This window comes from Capnocytophaga sp. FDAARGOS_737 (genome assembly GCF_009730375.1).
Lineage (GTDB): Bacteria > Bacteroidota > Bacteroidia > Flavobacteriales > Flavobacteriaceae > Capnocytophaga > Capnocytophaga leadbetteri.
Genome location: NZ_CP046316.1, coordinates 419,886 through 439,946, shown reverse-complemented (window position 1 = coordinate 439,946; position 20,061 = coordinate 419,886). Strand labels below are relative to the sequence as shown.

General features: G+C 42.4%; 16 protein-coding genes. 13 read left to right on the top strand and 3 right to left on the bottom strand.

All coding sequences use genetic code 11. The features are described from left to right. The first annotated feature begins 57 nt into the window (after positions 1–57). The 11 genes from ribH to rpe all read left to right on the top strand — a co-directional run bounded on the left by ribH (position 58) and on the right by rpe (position 11,875). Positions 58–546, top strand: a complete 489-nt coding sequence (gene ribH / locus FOC45_RS01925) for a 6,7-dimethyl-8-ribityllumazine synthase (RefSeq protein WP_009389295.1) — start codon at positions 58–60, stop codon at positions 544–546. Between the two features lie 12 nt (positions 547–558). Then, a complete protein-coding gene (locus FOC45_RS01920; RefSeq protein WP_009389294.1) occupies positions 559–1,221 on the top strand; it encodes a DUF4294 domain-containing protein in 663 nt (220 codons plus the stop codon). 90 nt (positions 1,222–1,311) lie between these two features. Next, complete coding sequence (locus FOC45_RS01915; protein WP_009389293.1) at positions 1,312–2,088, top strand: DUF3108 domain-containing protein; 777 nt, start codon at positions 1,312–1,314, stop codon at positions 2,086–2,088. 82 nt (positions 2,089–2,170) lie between these two features. Continuing rightward, complete coding sequence (locus tag FOC45_RS01910) at positions 2,171–4,513, top strand: tetratricopeptide repeat protein (protein ID WP_009389292.1); 2,343 nt, start codon at positions 2,171–2,173, stop codon at positions 4,511–4,513. 140 nt (positions 4,514–4,653) lie between these two features. Next, positions 4,654–5,955, top strand: a complete 1,302-nt coding sequence (locus tag FOC45_RS01905) for a sodium:proton antiporter (RefSeq protein ID WP_009389291.1) — start codon at positions 4,654–4,656, stop codon at positions 5,953–5,955. 22 nt (positions 5,956–5,977) lie between these two features. Next, positions 5,978–7,825 (top strand): lysophospholipid acyltransferase family protein, encoded by a 1,848-nt coding sequence (locus tag FOC45_RS01900; protein ID WP_009389290.1) that lies wholly within the window; start codon positions 5,978–5,980, stop codon positions 7,823–7,825. 15 nt (positions 7,826–7,840) lie between these two features. Next, positions 7,841–8,554, top strand: a complete 714-nt coding sequence (locus tag FOC45_RS01895) for a hypothetical protein (protein WP_009389289.1) — start codon at positions 7,841–7,843, stop codon at positions 8,552–8,554. Between the two features lie 18 nt (positions 8,555–8,572). After that, the gene (locus FOC45_RS01890) at positions 8,573–9,013 is read left to right on the top strand and encodes a DUF4268 domain-containing protein (RefSeq protein WP_009389288.1); all 441 of its coding nucleotides are present in this window, start codon (positions 8,573–8,575) and stop codon (positions 9,011–9,013) included. 17 nt (positions 9,014–9,030) lie between these two features. After that, on the top strand, positions 9,031–9,582 hold the full coding sequence (locus FOC45_RS01885) for a redoxin domain-containing protein (RefSeq protein WP_009389287.1): 552 nt from the start codon (positions 9,031–9,033) through the stop codon (positions 9,580–9,582). A gap of 150 nt (positions 9,583–9,732) precedes the next feature. Next, the gene (gene sufB, locus FOC45_RS01880; RefSeq protein WP_009389286.1) at positions 9,733–11,202 is read left to right on the top strand and encodes a Fe-S cluster assembly protein SufB; all 1,470 of its coding nucleotides are present in this window, start codon (positions 9,733–9,735) and stop codon (positions 11,200–11,202) included. A 25-nt stretch (positions 11,203–11,227) separates the two neighbouring features. Next, entirely contained in the window at positions 11,228–11,875 is a 648-nt protein-coding gene (gene rpe / locus FOC45_RS01875) for a ribulose-phosphate 3-epimerase (RefSeq protein ID WP_009389285.1), read from the top strand. A 60-nt stretch (positions 11,876–11,935) separates the two neighbouring features. Here rpe and FOC45_RS01870 read toward each other — a convergent pair whose 3' ends face one another. Both FOC45_RS01870 and FOC45_RS01865 read right to left on the bottom strand, forming a co-directional pair. Next, a complete protein-coding gene (locus FOC45_RS01870; protein WP_009389284.1) occupies positions 11,936–15,457 on the bottom strand; it encodes a 1-acyl-sn-glycerol-3-phosphate acyltransferase in 3,522 nt (1,173 codons plus the stop codon). A gap of 146 nt (positions 15,458–15,603) precedes the next feature. Beyond that, positions 15,604–16,599: a glycosyltransferase family 2 protein gene (locus FOC45_RS01865; protein ID WP_009389282.1), complete on the bottom strand. Its 996-nt coding sequence runs from the start codon at positions 16,597–16,599 to the stop codon at positions 15,604–15,606. Between the two features lie 102 nt (positions 16,600–16,701). Here FOC45_RS01865 and FOC45_RS01860 point away from each other — a divergent pair, with 102 nt between their 5' ends. Together FOC45_RS01860 and recJ are read left to right on the top strand one after the other, a co-directional pair. Then, complete coding sequence (locus FOC45_RS01860) at positions 16,702–17,565, top strand: RNA polymerase sigma factor RpoD/SigA (protein WP_009389281.1); 864 nt, start codon at positions 16,702–16,704, stop codon at positions 17,563–17,565. Positions 17,566–17,652: 87 nt separating this feature from the next. Next, positions 17,653–19,350, top strand: coding sequence for a single-stranded-DNA-specific exonuclease RecJ (recJ, locus tag FOC45_RS01855; protein ID WP_009389280.1), 1,698 nt, complete (start codon positions 17,653–17,655; stop codon positions 19,348–19,350). Here the strand turns inward: recJ and FOC45_RS01850 are convergent. Continuing rightward, a complete protein-coding gene (locus FOC45_RS01850) occupies positions 19,340–20,005 on the bottom strand; it encodes a uroporphyrinogen-III synthase (protein ID WP_009389279.1) in 666 nt (221 codons plus the stop codon). The two genes, recJ and FOC45_RS01850, sit on opposite strands and share 11 nt — an antisense overlap. Positions 20,006–20,061 lie beyond the last annotated feature (56 nt).

Below are 20,061 nucleotides of genomic sequence, written 5' to 3'. Positions count from 1 at the left end.
AGCATTACTTGTTACCTGTTATTTCATAATTAAAAATTCAAAATTCATAATTAAAAAGTGGCTACAGAAAATAAAAACCTATCTCAGTACGACAAAAGTACCCTTCCTAACGCTAAAGATTTCAAAATAGGAATCATCACCTCAGAGTGGAATGAACAAGTAACGCACGGAATGCGCGAAGGGGCTATCAACACCCTAAAGGACTGTGGTGTAGCGCCTGAAAACATCATTAATTGGTCTGTACCGGGCAGCTTCGAGCTCGTACACGCAGCCAAACGTATGCTCGACACTACTACTGCCGACGCTATCATAGTAATAGGTTGTGTCATACAAGGCGAAACAAAGCACTTCGACTTTGTATGTCAGGGGGTTACACAAGGCATCTCCCACCTCAATGCCGTACAGAGCGATGTCCCTGTTATCTTCTGTGTCCTAACCGACAACACCCTACAGCAATCACTCGACCGCAGTGGCGGCAAATTAGGCAACAAAGGCGTTGAGGCCGCTGTCACAGCACTCAAAATGGTAGCTGTAGGAAGAGAATAAAACTATAGTAATATGAAACACTTATTCGTCATTTGTTTTTTATTTATTGCCTGCCCCCTACTACCGGCACAAATACGCGATACGCTGTTTATATTCGACAAAAAGTTCTACGCAGGCGACACTATTCAGCTTACCGAGATTAACCTCTTTGGTAAAGAGCGCTCCTTTGCCGACCTCGAGGCTCAAAAACGCTACCTCCTCTTGCGCAGTAGGGTGAAGCGTGTTTATCCGTACGCCAAAATGGCAGCCGATCGCCTAAGCGCTATGCAGCACACTATGGATACTATGCAGAACAATCGCCAAAAAAGAGTGTACATCAAGCGCACCCAGCATTATATAGAAGAACACTTTACTGACGAGCTGAAAAAACTCTCACGCTCACAAGGGCGTATCCTCATCAAACTCATTCACCGTCAAACAGGTAGAACTGCCTATAACCTTGTAAAGGAATTGCGCAATGGTTGGAATGCCTATTGGTATAACAAAACCGCTTGGCTGTACGACCTATCGCTCAAAAAAGAATATGACCCTCATAACGTAGAAGAAGATTATTGGATAGAGGAAATCATACTACGCGCTATAAACAGAGGCGAACTCGAACCTCAAGTACCTGCCCTCCGGTTTAACTTTACCGAGCTTACTGAAGAGCGCAAAAAACGCCTATCCGACAATTAGCCAATTTTCAAATTTGCTAATTTGCTAATTTGCTAATTCATTTGGCATACTAATTGATTAAATACCCCCTAAAAACTAACACCTAACACTATGAAAAACCTAATTACAGTATTTTGTATATGCTTTAGCAGCTTACTGATAGGGCAAACAACCGATTTGCCCTTCAAAAACGGAGAGTGGTTGCGCTTCAAAGTGCGATATGGTATCTTCAATGCCAGTATGGCTACCCTATCGCTAAAAGAAGAGATGTACAATGGCGAAAAAGTATACCACGCTATTGGCAAAGGCTCTACTACGGGCTTAGCTCGTGTATTTTTCAGAGTAGATGATGTATACGAAAGTTACTTTGGCATCAATGATGGCAAACCGCGCTTGTTTATCCGCAACATCTACGAAGGCGGTTATACCAAATACCTCAAAATGTACTTCAATCACACCGAAAACAAGGTAAAAATTAACAATGTAGAGAACGGAAACAACACCGAAATCAGTTTTCAACCCGGGTTGCAAGATGTTATCTCGGCTTTTTATGCTTTGCGTCATTACCCCAATATCGACCAGCTCAAAACAGGCGAGCAGGTTTCCTTAGATATGATTTTTGATGATGATGAAGTGTATAAATTTAAGCTAAAGCTATTGGGTAGAGAGCAAATAAAAACTAACTTCGGAACAGTTAATACACTGAAGTTCTGCCCTTTAGTGCAAGACGGACGCGTGTTTAAAGAAGAAGAAAGTATCACAATGTGGATAACTGACGACAAGAATAAAATACCCGTAAAACTAAAGGCTGCCTTGCGTGTAGGCTCGTTAATAGCAGAGCTCGACGGTTTCAATTCTCTTAAGCACGAAACAAATTTAAAAAAATAATTTATCTTTTCATAAATAGTTTAAAAATTTTACGTATATTTGTCGCCCAAACCGATAATAAAAAAAGTAAAGAAACGACACTATGAAAAACTTATTTTTAGCACTTTCTATCTTGTTAGTAGCCAATGCATACGGACAAGATAGTAATATGAGAAAAATTATGCGCCTCGCCGAGAAAGGCGACGCCCAAGCCCAAATGGAGCTGGCTGATGCTTATTTTAATGGCAAAGGCGGATTAAAACGCTCTTTCCAAGATGCCGTAGTATGGTTAGAAAAAGCGGCTGAAGCAGGCGATGTCAATGCTCAATACCAAATAGCCCAGTGCTATATGGAAGGAAAAGGTGTAGCTAAATCTGAAGAAAAAGGGGTAGAATGGCTCACCAAAGTAGCCGAAGGCGGCAATGCCGATGCGCAACGCCAGTTGGCATTATGCTACCGCGACGGGCGTGGTGTAGCACAATCTAACGAAAAATACTTCTTCTGGATTGAAAAAGTAGCCGATGGTGAAAAACCTGAAACTCAATTGGACTTAGCCAAAGCTTACTACGTAGGCGATGGAGTAAAAAAAGACCTCAATAAAGCGCGTTTCTGGGCTGAAAAATCATCAGCTAAAGGCAACTTAGAGGCTGAATATCTATTGGCTAAATGGGCTTATGAAGCTAGTCCTAATAGCCCCGACGCTCTACAAAAGCTAATGAAAGTCGCTGAAAAAGGCAATCCTGAGGCACAAAACGCTATTGGTCAGGCTTACCTCAATGGTAAAGGCGTAACCAAATCCGAAGAAAAAGCAATAGAATGGCTCGAAAAAGCAGCTGCCAAAGGTAGTGCTGAAGCCCTATACACTATGGGTAACTTTTATTTCTACGGCAATAGCCCTCTTATTGGCAAATTCTACAAAAAAGCGATTGAGTATTACAGCAAAGCAGCTGCTAAAGGCGATGCCAATGCGCAACGCCAATTATCTGTTTGCTTGTATAATGGTATAGGAGGCACTCAGTCTTACCGCGATGCTTTCAACTGGTTGTCAAGATCTGTAAACGCTGACCCTACCCCTGTAACAGAAAATAACTTAGGGGTATGCTACACTACCGGAAACGGAACCAGAGCTTCTATACCTCAGGCTATGGAGCTTTTCCAAAAAGCAAGCGAAGCAGGCGATGCTATGGCACAGTATAACTTAGGTTCTCTCTTGTTAGAAGAAGGACAGTTAGATGTTAAGAAAGGTTTTGAATACCTCGAAAAATCAGCTGCTAAAAACAACCTTTTAGCACTAAAAAAATTAGGCGACTTATACTATAATGGTAAGTACACTAACCTAACACGCGAACGCGGTTTTGAGTATTACACCAAAGCAGCTCAACAAGCGCCTGCCACTGCTACTGAAACTTTAGATTACTTCTTCCAACAGCAAGACGAAGTCTATTCAGAGGTGCTTTACCTGCTTTCACAATGTTATGCTGAAGGCAAAGGGGTTAAAAAATCAAGCAAAGAAGCCGAAATGTGGGCTATCAAAGCCGCTGATTTATCTAATAAAGCTGCTTTCGACTACCTCTTAAAGAGAATAGAGGCTAACGACCCTAAAGACCCTGCTTCAGTAAATGCAATCCTAACTGTAGCCGATGGGTATTTCTATGGAAAAGGTGCTAAAAAAGAAAATGATAAGGCTTTTCAGCTATACGAAAAATTAGCTAAGCAAGAGAATTTAGTAGCTCAAAAACGTTTAGTAGAGTATTATTCTGATGCGAAAAACCCTAAAAAAGACGCTGAAAAAACACTCTCTTGGCAAGAGCGTATCGCTAAAAGAGGGGATGCAGAAACACAGTACCAACTCGGTAAGTACTACCTAACCTTGGTACCCGATACAGCCTCTAATACCACATCAACCCCTGCTAAACCAGCACAAGCAGCAGCTACTGCTACAGCAACTACTCAACATAACACCCCTTCTATTCGTCACCGTTCGGCTATGAAAGCCAATGTTAAGTTTACAAGCAAAGAAAAGCCGATGAAGTATATAAACGAAACCAAAGGGGTACAATGGCTTACAAAGGCTTCAGAGCAAAACTACGTACAAGCACAGAACGAACTTGGTAAGTATTACAGTGCTAAACAAGACTTTGGTCAGGCTCTAAATTACTACCAAAAAGCAGCACAACGCGATTTTGCTGAGGCACAATGCAACCTTGCTAACTGCTATTACAATGGTACAGGGGCAGAACGTTCTTACGAAAAAGCTGCCGAACTATACCGCCAATCAGCTCGCAATGGATATCCTATTGCTCAATATCGCTTAGCTCACTGCTACTTTCACGGTGAAGGTATTGGTCAGTCAGACGACCGTGCTGCCGATTGGTTCGACCAAGCTTGCGAAAATGGTGTACAAAGAGGCTGCGAAATGCTAAAAGTAGTAGTCGGAAAAAAATAAGTTTTTAACTAATACTAATTTTAATATAGCCGGAGGTCATAGTTCAAAATATGCCCTCCGGCATTTTTTTGTGTTAAAATCATAAGGCGGTTTTTGCCATTTATTATTATTTTTGTATTTTTGCCCGAAATAAAATTATTATGGAGTTATACTACGCTTTTTCTGTAATTATCGTTCTAGCGGCATTGTTCTCATACGTAAATGTACGTTATGTGAAACTGCCTATGACCATAGGTATTATGGTCATCGCTATGATGGTATCCGTAGGGGTTCGCCTCTTCGGAGGTGAGATATTTTCAGGATTATCGCATAAGTTAGAATCTCTATTACAAGGCTTTGACTTTACCGAAATACTGATGGGGGCAATGCTTAACTTCCTGCTTTTTGCCGGTGCTTTACACATCAATATCTCAGACCTAAAAGAGTATAAACTTCCTATTTTCACTTATGCTACTATCAGCGTAGTGCTTTCGGCGTTCTTCGTGTCGCTTTTGTTGTACTACATAGCTCCGCTGGTAGGCATTCACATACCTTATGTGTACTGTCTGCTTTTTGGTACGCTCATTTCGCCTACCGACCCCATCGTAGTATTGGGGGTATTAAAACAGGCTAAAGTACCCAAACGCATCGAGACTAAAATAACAGGCGAATCGCTTTTTAATGATGGGGTAGCCGTAGTAATGTTTGCCGTAGTGCTCAAATTGGCTACCGATACCTCGTTTGTACCTTCGTTCAATACCATTACCAAGCTCTTTTTACTCGAAGCAGGTGGGGGTATTTTCTTAGGGGTACTATTAGGTTGGCTAGCTTCAGAAATGATGAAGAAAGCAGACGACTATCACGTTAGTGTGCTCCTTACCTTAGCGGTAGTTATGGGGGGCTTCTTAATAGCTAAGGCTTCCCACGTATCATCACCTTTGGCAATGGTGATTGCTGGTTTATTTATAGGCAATGTGGGCAAGAAAGCCAATAGCGAGGAAAATAAAGACTACCTCGAAAGGTTTTGGGCAATAGTAGACGAGATTATGAATGCTATTCTATTCCTATTCATAGGTTTTGAGATGCTGCTAATCAAGAATTTAGACGGACAGTTTCTCTTAGGCGGAATAGCTATCATAGTGTGTTTATTAGCGCGTGGGCTTTCTATTTATATCCCTGCCAAAACGATACTTCGCAAAGTAACTACCTACTCACGCGGCTCACTTATCACTATGGTGTGGGGGGGTATACGCGGAGGCGTATCTATCGCCTTAGTACTCTCAATTCCGGCAGATAAAGCTGGCATAAAAGAAACATTATTACAAATTACTTATATAGTAGTACTATTCTCTATACTGATACAAGGACTTTCGGTAGGCAAGGTAGCGAGCAAGGCACTGTACCGCGATGAGGTAATGACAAGACTGAAGAGGATAAAGCAAATACAAAGAGCAAAACAATAATACTACTTTAAAACAGAAAGAAATGCAAAAAGATAAAGGTTTAGTGAGTGCCAAAGAAGTAGCTGCGGCCATCAATATAGATAAATTAGGATTTCTGGGTACCTTTGGGGGGTGGACGCTGATGAAGCTGCTACGCCTCTCAAAGCTCAATGATATTTATAACCGCACCAAACACCGCCAAGGGATAGACTTCCTCAACACACTATTAGATGAGTTTGAAATAAAATTCGAGATACCAGAGGAAGATTTCAGAAATATCCCCAAAGAAGGGGCATTCATCACTATTTCTAACCACCCATTAGGGGGGATAGATGGCATTTTACTGCTTAAACTTTTGGTAGAAAAACGCCCTGACTTCAAGATTATTGCTAACTTTCTGCTACAGCGCATCGAGCCTTTAGCTCCTTATGTGCTGCCTGTAAATCCGTTTGAAGACCGCAAGAACGTAAAATCAAGCGTATTAGGCTTTAAACACGCTATCGAACATTTACGCCAAGGACAGCCTTTGGGCTTGTTCCCCGCAGGTGAAGTATCTGTTACCAAAGAAGGGCAGCTAATGGTAGACAAGCCTTGGGAAGAGGCTGCTATGAAATTGGCACAAAAGGCAAAAGTGCCTATCATTCCTATCTATTTTCACGCTAAAAACAGCAAGTTATTCTACTTTTTAGCTAATATTAGCGATACGCTGCGTACGGCTAAGTTGCCTTCAGAACTGCTCACTCAGAAGGAGCGCACTATCTATATACGCATCGGAAAGCCTATTTCACTTGCTATGCAAGAAGAGCACCCCGAATTAGACGACTATACCGAGTTTTTGCGTAAGAAAACATATATTTTAGCCAATGCTTTCGAGCAAGACAAGAAGTTTTTGCCTTTGTCTAATGTACTGAGCATCAGCAAAGCTCAACCCAACCCTCAACAAATAGAAGCCCCTATACAGACTGACCTGATAGAGAAAGAAATAGATAACATCACCAAAAAAGATTACCGCCTACTAAAGAATAACAATTATGAGGTATTTCTCGCTCCTTATGAAGAGATACCCAACATAATGAAGGAAATAGGTAGGTTGCGCGAGATAACTTTCCGCGAAGTAGGCGAAGGTACTAATGCTTCGTCAGATTTAGATAAGTTCGACCTTTATTACCGTCACCTTTTCTTATGGGATACACAAGCAAAGAAATTAGTCGGGGCTTACCGAATGGGCTTAGGGGCTGAGATTTTCCCTAAATACGGCATTGAGGGCTTCTATACCCACGATTTATTCCGTTTTGAGCCCGAACTCTACGATATGATGAGCAAAACCATAGAAATGGGGCGTGCTTTTATCATTTCAGAATACCAACAGAAGCCTATGCCGCTATTTTTGCTCTGGAAAGGGATAGCTCATACCACTTTGCGCTATCCAGAGCACTCATATCTACTCGGTAGTGTGAGTATTAGCAATCAGTTTTCTAACTTCTCTAAGTCACTAATGATTGAGTTTATGAAGTCGAATTTCTACGACCCTTATATCGCTCAATACGTGCGCCCTAAAAAGGAGTTTAAAGTAAAGCTGAAAGATGAAGATAAAGACTTTATTTTTGACGAAACCAAAGCCGACCTTAATAAGTTTGATAAGATTATTGACGAGCTCGAGCCGGGCAACTTGCGCCTACCAGTGCTCATCAAAAAGTATATCAAGCAGAACGCTAAGGTTATCGCTTTCAATGTAGACCCGTTGTTTAATAACTCGGTCGATGGGCTGATGTACATCAGAATAGCCGACCTACCTGATAGCACAATGAAGCCTGTAATTGAAGAATTTCAAGCAGAACTCGAGGCCAGAGACAATGCCAAGAATGAGAGTAAAGTAGAAAACAAACAATAGAAGTTTTTTAGATATATGAAAAGAATCATATTATTTGCAACCATAGCACTGCTACAAGTGGTAGCAGTAGCACAGACGGTAGTCGTACCTAATAAGTTTGCTTTCTTAAAGAGTGATAACGAATACCAGCTAAATATACTTACCAAATTCTTGATTGAAAAACAAGGGTTTAAAGCCTATATGGAAAACGAAGTGCCTGCGGAATTGCTAAACACCCCTTGCAATCTACTCAAAGCTGATGTGAAAAACGAATCAAATATGATGACTTCTAAACTCAGATTAGTGCTAACCGACTGTGCTAATAAAGAAGTTTTCAGTTCTGAAGTAGGTAAAAGTAGAGAAAAAGAGTACAAAAAATCATACCAAGAGGCACTGCGTAATGCTTTAGCCGGAAATGCTTTGGCTACTTTCAGAAAACAGTATCAGCAACCTCAATCGCCAAAACCTTCTCAGTCATCAGTTAATGAAACTCCAGAAGAAGATTCTATTTACCAACTCAATGCTAAAAAAGTAGGCGATTTGTACGAGTTGCGCTGGCGACATAATGATGAGTTATTTTTAAAAGCTAGAAAGACTATTACCCCCGACCTATATGTAGCTTATGAGGTAGCCAACCATAAATTTGGCATAGTACAAAAAGATGGCTCAACTTTTTACAGAATCACCTTATACACAGAAATAGAGGGGAAAGGCACTGCCGTTCTGGCATCAATTAAATTTATTGAATAACTAAAAAAACAATCTTACTTGTATTCTAAAGCTGAAGCAAAAAAACTACGCGAAGACTTCTGGACTTCCTTTGGCAAGTCGTTCCCCCGGAAATGGACGCTATACGACACTAAAATAAAGGATTTCAGTTTTAAGTTTTCATTCGACCTGAAAAAGGCACGAGTACTCATCGCTATAGAAGATAGCGATAAAGAAAAGCGCGCCTTGTATTATAATAAAATGCTTTCGCTGAAGAACATCTTGCAAACTGATTTTCTACCCGATGCTATCTACGAGGAGCATTTAATATTAGACAATCAGAAAGAAATAAGTGCTATATACATCGAAAAAACAGGTGTTAGCATTCATAACAAAGCAACTTGGCAAGAGGTAATGGTATTTTTGAATGATGGAATGGCACAAATAGAGGCTTTTTGGGCTGAATATAAAGATATTATTGTAGAGAATGACGAATTTTGATAAAATAAAATAGTTTTATGAAACGAAGAACCTTTTGGAATTTATTACTTATCCTTTTTGTGATTTCTTTTTTTGTAACACCATTAGGATATGAAAGTAAAATATTGCTGCAACGCATTTTTGCTAGTTCAGTAGATATTATACCCGAAAATCAAGCACGCACCATCGACTTTGATTGGCAACTGAAAGACCGCGATAATAAGCAGTTCAATTTTTCACAAACCAAAGGAAAGAAGCCTGCTTTTGTATATTTCTTTTCATCGTGGAGAGGTATCAGTATTGCCGACCTATATGCAGTCGAAAAGCTATATGATACTTATAAAGATAAGGTAGATTTTTATATCATCACCAATGAGTTACCTACTCCTGTAGACGAAATGATGCAAAAACGCAACTTTCACTTCAAAGTTACCTACCTAATTATAGGCGAGAAAATGCCTTTCGACCCTGAAAAAATACCTTCGGGCTATATAGTTGATAAGAACGGAAAGGTTCGTGCTGAGAAAGAAGGAATAGCGCGATGGAATAGCGATGCAGTACACCAACTGATAGAACAGCTCTTACAATAAGTGTTTTTTATTTGTAAGTTAAAAATAATTATAGCAATAGTATTTTAAATTCAATCTAAAATACTATCTTTGCGCGCTGTTTGAGAAATAGACAAAAAGGTCGGTTAAAATCAGATAGCTAACACACATATAATTATTCAATAGATAAAAATGGCTAAATATACAGAAGAAGAACTTAAAGAAGAATTAGAAAATAGCGAATACAAGTATGGCTTTTACACTGATATTGAGTCGGATACATTTCCTAAAGGGCTCAATGAAGAGGTAGTAATAGCCTTGTCGAAAAAGAAAAACGAACCCGAATGGATGACTGAATGGCGATTAGAGGCTTTCAGAGCATGGCAAGCTATGGCTGAGCCACCACATTGGGCTAATGTACAGTTCGAAACTCCTAACTTTCAAGACATTGCTTACTATTCAGCCCCTAAACAGAAACCTAAGCTCAACAGCCTTGATGAGGTAGACCCTCAGCTTTTAGAGACTTTTGAGAAATTGGGTATCTCACTTGAAGAGCAAAAACGCCTTGCAGGGGTAGAAGACAAACCCGCAGTAGCTATGGATGTAGTAATGGACTCGGTGTCAGTAGCTACTACCTTTCAAAAGACCTTAGCCGAGCGAGGTATTATCTTCTGCTCAATGTCTGAAGCTATACAAAAGCACCCCGACTTAGTGCGCAAGTACCTCGGTACAGTAGTCCCTAAGACCGACAACTTCTATGCAGCTTTAAACTCAGCTGTCTTTTCAGACGGGTCTTTCTGCTATGTACCTAAAGGAGTCCGCTGCCCTATGGAGCTCTCTACCTATTTCCGTATCAATCAGGCAGGTACAGGGCAGTTCGAGCGTACTCTTTTGATAGTAGACGAAGGTGCTTACGTATCTTACTTAGAAGGTTGTACAGCCCCCAGACGCGATGAAAACCAGCTACACGCAGCCGTTGTAGAGCTTATAGCAATGGAAGGTGGCGAGATAAAGTACTCTACTGTTCAAAACTGGTTTCCTGGTGATAAAGACGGCAAAGGCGGTGTTTACAACTTTGTAACTAAACGCGCTTTAGCAGAGAAGAATGCTAAAATATCATGGACGCAAGTAGAAACAGGGTCAGCCATCACTTGGAAATACCCTTCAGTAGTGCTAAAAGGTGATAATTCTATAGGCGAATTTTACTCTATAGCGGTTACTAACCACTTTCAGCAAGCTGATACAGGTACTAAGATGATACATTTGGGCAACAACACTAAATCAACAATTATTTCTAAAGGAATTTCAGCAGGAAAATCACAAAATAGCTACCGAGGATTAGTAAAAGTAGTACCAAAGGCTAAGAATGCCCGCAATTTCTCTCAGTGCGACTCATTACTGATGGGCAATAATTGTGGAGCACATACTTTCCCTTATATAGAAGCTAAAAACCCTACGGCACAGATAGAGCACGAGGCAACGACCTCAAAAATCGGTGAAGACCAGATTTTCTACTGCAACCAGCGCGGTATTGATACCGAGAAAGCCATTTCACTTATCGTAAATGGTTTTGGCAAAGAGGTACTAAATAAACTCCCTATGGAGTTTGCCGTAGAAGCTCAAAAACTTTTAGAGATTTCATTAGAAGGAAGTGTAGGTTAATTCTCAATTATTAATTGAAAAAAATATGATTCTTTCACCTTCATTACTAGCAGCAGATTTTGGCAACCTGCAACAAGCTGTGCAGATGGTCAATGCCAGTGAAGCCGATTGGTTCCACATTGATATTATGGACGGGGTATTTGTACCTAATATTTCATATGGTATACCAGTACTCTCGGCTATCAATAAGCACGCTACCAAGCCATTAGATGTACACCTAATGATTATCGACCCCGACCGCTATATCAGTACCTTTGCAAAGCTGGGTAGCCACATACTCACGGTGCATTACGAGGCTTGTACTCACTTACACCGCACGCTACAAGCTATCAAAGCCGAGGGTATGAAAGCAGGGGTTGCTCTCAATCCTCATACGCCTGTCACTCTGTTAGAAGACATTATCAAAGATGTAGATCTTCTCTTACTAATGAGCGTAAACCCAGGTTTTGGGGGACAGTCATTTATAGAAAACACCTATAAAAAAGTACGACAAGCTAAAGCGCTTATCACGCAAGCGGGAGCTAATACCCTTATCGAAATAGATGGAGGCGTAACCCTAAGCAATGCCAAAGCTCTTGTAGAGGCAGGTGCCGATGCCTTAGTAGCAGGTAGTTTCGTGTTCAACGCTGCTAATCCTACCCAAACAATAGCAGAGCTAAAAGCAAAAGCCTAAAAAACAAAACTATATAATATAATAACTTTGTCAAAGTTTCAGGACTTTGACAAAGTTTTTTTATACCCTTTTTCTAACTACTTCAGCCCCAATAATCTCTATATCAAAAGACTCGTCAGGGCGTGCTTTAAGGTATTGCAGTTTGCGTATATGCACAAGGTAACTCTGCTGGGCTACAGCTCGTTTCTCATCATCTTCTATTACTGAAACAATCTCACGCTCTGGGTAAGTAAGCAGCAACAAAAAGTCTAACTGCCCATAGTCATCAGCTATGTGTAATATACGCGCTTTAGCAGGCAGACTACGGCTCAGTTGGTAATATTGGGCTGCGTGAGCAGTGTAATCAGCTTTTACCACCCTTACTACTTCAATATCTTTATACAGATAGTTCAACTGCAATTTCTGCTTCAGATAATTGACCCCCTCTAAGCGTTGTCGCAACTGAGCAAACTGCTCACGGAAGTACGCCCCCACCTGCTTAGCTTTCTCACGCGGGGTAGTACCAAATTGGGTATCATCAGGAGCGATAGGTTCAGCAGCTACTATAGTAACTGCCCCGTCATAAATGATAAAATCTCCTTTAGGCAGTACTTCTGAAGTACCGTGAATATACACCGGCACTATAGGTTTCTGCAAAGTATCCGCTATGTAGAATGCCCCCTGATGAAAACGATGAATGCGATTACTCTCCGAGCGTTTCCCCTCCGGAAATATCACCACCGAAATCCCTTCTTGTAAGTGCCGCTGCAGCAAAGGCATTCCTTTTTCTATACCCTCTGATGCCGGATAAGCCCCCATAGCGCGAAGGTATCTACCAAAGATAACCGAGCGGTACACCCAATCATTTACCACATAACTCAACCGATGGCTATATAGCTCCAACGCAAGCGTATCGAGCCACGAAGTGTGATTGGCTATCACTACCGAAGGCGTATCGGTATTGAGTAGCTGGCGATTCTCCACCCGCTTGCGCACCCGCCAATTAGAGAAGAGCACCGTAGCGGCTAAGACCGATGAGAGCCTGCGTAGCCAAGGCTTGCTGCGCGGAAAAACAGTAGCCAGCACCCAACCTACATTGCTGAGAATTACTGACGACAAAGCATAGTAAGAAAGAGAAAATATAGAGTGCAGCAACAAACGCAAACTAACCGGAGAAAGCCCTTTTTGAGGTCTTCGGAAGATAAAAAACTTAAATATAGTAGGATAAAACACAAAAGTAATAACCAAAGCAGTAAAAATACCCAGCACAGACACTGATGCTATCGACCTGAGCGCAGGATGTTTAGCAAAAATAAGCGTCCCTATCGCCAAAAAGGTAGTAATAGAGGCTAATAATACTGATACTTTATAAACAGGAAGCTCATTTCTGCCATTAGTATAGTCTTTTTGTAGGGCACAAGTCATAAAAATACTAAAATCAACGGAATGACCGAGCACTAAGGTACAGACTATCATACTAAAAACGTTAAATTCTATACCGAAAAAGTACATCAACGCAGCCGTAACTACCCCTGTCACCCCAATAGGAATAAGAGTGAGCAGCACTAACTCTATACGCCTGAAAAAAAGCAATAAAATAAGAAAAATAGCAATAGAAGAATAATTTACCAATAGCAGTATATCGTCTTTAAGCTTACCCAAAAAAGTCTCGCTAAGGTTCTTGCGGTCTATCACTATAGCCCCTATGCGTTGCTCTATCTGCTCAACAAAACGCGTATGCTCACTATCAGTTAGCTTCACAAGGTTAGCAAGGGTATAAAAACCGTCTTTTTCTGTGATAAAATCATCTAAAGGAAGTGCTGAAAGAGCCTTATAATCGTCTAAAGAGCGTATAGGCTCAAAGTCAGTAGTAAGAAAATCGAAAAAAGGAGCATAAGTACTCTCTTTAAAGCCATATTGAGCGCCCAACTGCTGCAATTGTGTGCGCAAAGCCTCCTGACGAGCTCCCGACCAGAACGTTTGCCAACGCTTAATGCGCTTTTGCTGCTCCGTTTGGGGCAAAATAAGGGCAGCTACCGAACTAAACTGCCTAATGCTATCGGTTGCCTTCAGATGCTGCAATTGCTGGTATAAGCGGTAGTTATGCGTTAAGGCTTCTTCCAAACTATTGCCATAGGCAGCTGCGTACACCGATTTATACTGACTATCAGTCAGTTGTTCTAACTGCTGCTGCGCTACCTGATAGCGCGGATTTACATAATTAATACTGACTATATCGCCATTAAACTTCACTTTCTGAAAGTAGAAAAAACTCACCCCTATCAGCAACAAACACGCGCCTACTATCCACTTATTGCGGTGGAAAGGGTAGCCCCCTACCCTATCAAGAAACGTACGGCGCACCGCCACCCCCTTATCAGCGCGGTAAAGATGCGGCACTAACACCAGAGAGAGCAAGGCCGAAACCATAATGCCAATAAAGGCAAAAATGCCCAAATCTTGCATCACTTCTGAATGGACAAACAGCAAACAGAGAAAAGAAATAGCCGTAGTAATACTGCTGAGCAGTATAGGCACCGTTACAGCGCGATACAATTCCGAAGCCGTTTTGGCTACCTTGTAATGAGTGAGTATATGCAGCGAATAGTCGATAGTTACCCCTAATAACACCGCTCCTAAACTGATAGAAATAGCAGAAATACTACCTTTAAGCACATACAGAAACGCCAAGGCGGAGAGCACCCCAAACACCGAGGGGATAAAGGCTATAAGGGGTATATACACACTGCGATAGAAGAAAATAAGCAGTAGGCAAAGCACTGATAAAGAGATGAGTACAGTAGTGAGTATATCCGTTTTTATCTGAGTAGCATTGCTAACCGATATAAACGGAGCACCAAAAAAGTGTATCTGCAGCTTTGCCCCATAGTGTTGCTGTAGTTGCGCTTGCAGCTGTTCGAGCTGTTGCACCAAAGCCGTATTGTGCTCGGTATCATTGCCCTCAAAACGGGGAGTGACGAAAAAGAGCAAATGCTGCTCGTCTTTGGTAGTCAGAAAGCCATTCGTGAGTTTGAAGTCCGTCCCTATATTGAGGGCTTGTAACTTCTGCAATCCTTTGAAAGTGAGGCCAAAAGGGTCAGTGCGTATAAACGATTGGGCTACCATACCCGCAGGGGTAAGCATCGTCTTGTAATGCGCCTGCACCAAAGCGTTAAGGCTATCGGGTTGCATACGTGCTGCCAGCGAAGTGTAATCGTCTTCCGTGAGGAAAAGCGGCAAATGACTATTGACAAACTGCCACGCACTCTCTACCTCCTCATCAGCTACAATACCCTGTACCCCAGCTATATAGGGTTGAAATGCCTTAGTATTCAGACTATCAACTATAGCAGTTGCGGCTGCCTGCATATCGGCAAGCGACCCCTCTTTAGCCGAGAGTATCACCGAAATCTTATCAGCAAAATTGAGCTGTTTAAGCACTTTTGAGGTCAGAGTGGTCTTATCGTTCTGCGGAAGCACTTTGGTAATATCTTCCTCAAAGCGCAGCCTACTCACGCCCCATAGCGCTATAAGCAGCCACGCCGCCAAAAAAGCAACCGCCGCCAGCTTATGCCTGACTATATATTGATAAATAATATTCACTTTCTGATTTTTGATTTTAAAATAAGTTTGATACCGCTCTTACCCAAGCGAACGATGAGCGAAGGTTGAGCGAAGGATAAGCGAAGGTTGAGCGAACAATGAGCGAAGGATAAGCGAAGGTTGAGCGAACAAACACCAACTACTCCTTAAGCAAAAAACAACTTCGGAAACAACACCTCCATAGGCTTCTTAACTAAGAAAATCTTCAGGGTAGCCCACAGAAAACCAAACCCATAGCTAAAAAACTGTACTAATACTGCCCAAACGGACATCAATCCTATCTGAATGCTACCATTTTCGCGAGCACTATCCCACGCTATAAGCACAAAATAACACAGATACACCAAAAGAGCCCCTATATACCCGCACAAAGCCAATAATATGGCCCCACAAAGCCCTAAAGCAAAGCAAGTAGGTAGCCAAAAAGTGATTTTGCGCGTATGCGGATGCCAATGGTTGAGAATCGCACGTGTTTGTCCAAACTTACTGACTTGCTTCTGAAATTTCTGCCAAGAGATACGTCGCTTGTGAAAGACAAACGCCTCGGGTATAAACGCCGTCTCAAAACCCTTTCCCCATAATCTAATCACCAAGTCTGGGTCTTCACCAGGGTGAATCTTACCAAAACCACCAGTAGCCTCAAAAGCCGCCCTCGAAAGCCCCATATTGAAGCTGCGCGGCTCAAAACGCTGCACCCCACGCGCACTACCGCGTATGCCCCCCGTAGTGAAAAACGAAGTCATTGTATAATTGATAGCCTTTTGTACCTTAGTGAAATGCTCGTCAGCCGTATCAGCTCCTCCAAAACAATCTACATAATGCGCCTGCAAATAGTCGTCTACCGCCTCTAAATAATGAGGTGGCAAAAGGCAATCTGAGTCTAAAATGAGAAAATAATCGTACTTGGCGTGGCGCATACCATAATTGCGCGAGTCACCGGGACCTGTATTAGGCTTAGCCAAATAAGTAATTGAAAGCGAAGATTGGTATTGCTGACAAATCGACTCTGATGAAATGGTAGAACCGTCTTCTATCACTACTACCTCAAAATCAGCGGTATAAGTCTGCTCTGCAAGGCTCTTCAGCAGTTCGTCTAATTCGTCAGGACGGTTGTATACAGGAATGATAAAACTGTATTGCATCTGTTAAAGTATTGTTAAAGTTTAGTGCTTTTGTAACATCTTGATTTTCTTGTACGTATAATAGACTGAACAAGAAAAGACAAAATTAAGGATATTTTCTGAATGAGACAACTAAAAATTACCAAACAGGTTACGAACCGCGAAACGGCCTCTCTTGATAAGTACCTACAAGAGATAGGGCGCGTTGATTTAATCACCGCTGACGAAGAGGTAGAATTGGCACAACGTATCAAAGAGGGCGATGTAGCTGCCTTAGAAAAACTGACCAAAGCCAACCTGCGCTTCGTAGTATCAGTAGCCAAACAGTATCAAAACCAAGGGCTTACCCTACCCGACCTCATCAACGAGGGCAATTTGGGGCTTATAAAGGCTGCCCAACGTTTTGACGAAACACGAGGCTTTAAGTTTATATCGTATGCCGTATGGTGGATTCGGCAGTCTATATTGCAAGCCTTAGCCGAGCAATCGCGTATAGTACGCTTGCCTCTAAACAAAATTGGCTCTATCAATAAGATTAACAAGATGTACGCCTATTTAGAGCAAGCCAACGAGCGTGTACCATCGGCTGAAGAGATTGCCCGCGAGCTTGATATGTCAGTAAATGATGTGAAAGAATCGATGAAAAACTCAGGTCGCCATATATCTATGGACGCTCCTTTGGTAGAAGGCGAAGATTCAAACCTTTACGACGTAATCCGAAGCAACGAGTCGCCTAACCCCGACAAAGAGCTTATCCTTGCCTCATTGCGCACCGAGATTGAGCGTGCCCTCGAGACCCTCACCCCTCGTGAAGCCGACGTAATTAGGTTATACTTTGGCTTAGGCGACCAGCACGCAATGACCCTTGAGGAAATAGGCGAAACTTTCGACCTTACCCGCGAACGTGTACGCCAGATAAAAGAAAAAGCTATCCGTCGCCTCAAACACACTTCGCGAAGCAAAATACTAAAAACATACTTAGGATAACAAGACAATTTGCCAATTTGCCGATTTGACAATGAAACATTTGACAAATCGGCAAATTAGCAAATTGACAAATCGGCAAATTAAAAAATGAATTATATTTGGGAACCAAAACTACTACCTTCAGAAGCTATTATTGAAAAACTCAGACGAGAACTCCATTTGAGCCAAACCACCGCTACCCTATTAGCCCAGCGCGGTATCACTACTTATGATGAGGCAATGCACTTCTTCAGCCCCAGCTTAGCCTCTCTGCACGACCCTTTTCTGATGAAAGATATGCACAAGGCAGTTGCGCGTCTGAGCAAAGCTATCAATACTCAAGAAAAAATACTTATTTATGGCGATTATGATGTAGATGGCACCTCAGCCGTATCGCTGTTGTACCGCTATCTCAGCAATCATACCTCTCTGCTTTACACCTACATACCCGACCGCTATACCGAAGGTTATGGCATTTCGTTTCAGGGGATAGACTACGCTGCCAGCAAGGGTTGTAGCCTTATCATTGCCCTCGACTGTGGCATCAAAGCTATTGATAAGGTGCAGTATGCCACCGATAAAGGTATCGACTTTATTATCGGCGACCACCATCGCCCCGATGCGCAAGTGCCTGACGCCGTGGCTATACTCAATCCCCAACAAGCCGATTGCCCCTATCCTTACAAAGAGCTCTGCGGCTGTGGTATAGGCTTCAAGTTAGTGCAAGCCTACCAACAACATTTATCACGTCCTTTTGAAGAAATACGCCCTTTGTTAGACTTGGTAGCGATTGCCACTGCTGCCGACATAGTAGCGATGAATGGCGAAAATCGCACCCTTACCTACTTCGGTTTAGAGGTGATAAACCAGCAACCTTCAGCAGGAGTCGATGCACTCTTAGGTGAAAATCAAAAAAGGGTAGGTATTGGTGATGTAGTGTTTAAGGCAGCACCTCGCATCAATGCTGCAGGACGGATAGAGCACGGCAAATACGCAGTAGCCCTACTGACTGAAACCGACAGCCACAAGGCAAAAGAAAAAGCCTACGAGATTGAATTGCTAAATAGCGAACGGAAAGAATTAGACAGCAGTATTACCCAAGAGGCTTTGGCTCAGATAGAAGAAAACGGAGAGCAAAACCGCTATAGTACTGTAGTATTCAACCCCCACTGGCATAAGGGGGTCATTGGTATTGTAGCCTCGCGCCTGATAGAAACCTATTATCGCCCTACTTTAGTCTTCACCCAAAGTGGCGACAAATATGCTGCATCGGCGCGCTCTATTACAGGGTTTGACATCTACGATGCTTTAGAGCAATGTAGCGAGTATCTCGAGCAATTTGGCGGACACACCTATGCCGCAGGGCTCACGCTCTTGCCTGAGCAATACCCAGACTTCAAAGAAGCTTTTGAGCAAGTAGTAGTGCAAAAGTTAGCTAATTTGCCTCGCGACCCTAAAATCTGCTATGATACCCAGCTACCACTGAGCAAGATAACCGAAAAGCTAATAGGGGTACTCAAACGCTTTGAGCCTTTTGGGCCTAACAATCTACCTCCTCTTTTCTATGCTGACAATGTAATTGATACGGGGTTTGCTAAAGCTATTGGGAAAGATGAAAAGCACCTAAAGCTCAACCTACGCGAGGTTGGCTGCCCTCACTACTTCGGGGCTGTAGCCTTCGATTTAGCTGACCGATTGCCCATAGTAGAATCGGGGCGCCCTTTCAGCATTATCTACTCTATAGAAGAAAACATATGGAATGGTATTATACGCCCTCAGTTGCGCATACACGACATTAAGGGATAAGTGATGCTACTACTGCCTGTAGCACTCCGTCTACAGTAGGCTCTGTAGCAACTATTACTGATGCCCAATGCGGAGTAGCTGCCTGCGCCGTAGTAGTCCCTATGCAATACACCTGCTCTGCTGCTGTTGTATGAGTGGATAGGTAACTCTGCACCCCCGAAGGACTGAAAAACAGAATCGCATCTACTGGTTCTGCAAGAGTTATAGGGGTAAAGACCGTATCATAAACGGTAATCTCTGCAACTTGTAGCTTTTCAGAGGCGAAGAAATCAGGGAGGGTGTTGAGGCGGTGCATACCTGCAAAAAAAGCAATGCGTCCCCCTTGATAGCGCGATAAGTCGTTGCGCATATAGGCTACCAAATCGGTAGCATAGTCGGCAGCATAGCATACCTTAAACCTCTTTGATTGTAGCAGTTGCTGTGTTTTGACGCCCACACAAAGTACAGGCGTAGAGAGCAACTCTTGCCACTGCGGGTGTGCTAATACACTCTGCACCCCATTCTGACTAGTGAAAATAAGCCATTCATAAGGCAACGAAAGCGCAAAAGGTAGCGGAGGCGTAGCAATAAAATTATGCTGCACCAGCGTAAAGCCTAATGCTTGTAGGCGCTGTTGCTGGGCAGAGGTAAGGCATTTGGTAGATAAAATTTTCATATATAAAAGATATAAAAAAAGAAATCGGTGTGCAACTATGAGGGTAGTAGCACACC

Bases quoted from the DNA above. Each gene is read 5' to 3' on its own strand.
- FOC45_RS01885 (WP_009389287.1), top strand. From the start codon at position 9,031: ATGAAACGAAGAACCTTTTGGAATTTATTACTTATCCTTTTTGTGATT.
- FOC45_RS01905 (WP_009389291.1), top strand. From the start codon at position 4,654: ATGGAGTTATACTACGCTTTTTCTGTAATTATCGTTCTAGCGGCATTG.
- sufB (WP_009389286.1), top strand. From the start codon at position 9,733: ATGGCTAAATATACAGAAGAAGAACTTAAAGAAGAATTAGAAAATAGC.
- FOC45_RS01900 (WP_009389290.1), top strand. From the start codon at position 5,978: ATGCAAAAAGATAAAGGTTTAGTGAGTGCCAAAGAAGTAGCTGCGGCC.
- FOC45_RS01895 (WP_009389289.1), top strand. From the start codon at position 7,841: ATGAAAAGAATCATATTATTTGCAACCATAGCACTGCTACAAGTGGTA.
- FOC45_RS01920 (WP_009389294.1), top strand. From the start codon at position 559: ATGAAACACTTATTCGTCATTTGTTTTTTATTTATTGCCTGCCCCCTA.
- FOC45_RS01850 (WP_009389279.1), bottom strand. From the start codon at position 20,005: ATGAAAATTTTATCTACCAAATGCCTTACCTCTGCCCAGCAACAGCGC.
- FOC45_RS01915 (WP_009389293.1), top strand. From the start codon at position 1,312: ATGAAAAACCTAATTACAGTATTTTGTATATGCTTTAGCAGCTTACTG.
- recJ (WP_009389280.1), top strand. From the start codon at position 17,653: ATGAATTATATTTGGGAACCAAAACTACTACCTTCAGAAGCTATTATT.
- FOC45_RS01860 (WP_009389281.1), top strand. From the start codon at position 16,702: ATGAGACAACTAAAAATTACCAAACAGGTTACGAACCGCGAAACGGCC.
- FOC45_RS01910 (WP_009389292.1), top strand. From the start codon at position 2,171: ATGAAAAACTTATTTTTAGCACTTTCTATCTTGTTAGTAGCCAATGCA.
- FOC45_RS01865 (WP_009389282.1), bottom strand. From the start codon at position 16,599: ATGCAATACAGTTTTATCATTCCTGTATACAACCGTCCTGACGAATTA.
- rpe (WP_009389285.1), top strand. From the start codon at position 11,228: ATGATTCTTTCACCTTCATTACTAGCAGCAGATTTTGGCAACCTGCAA.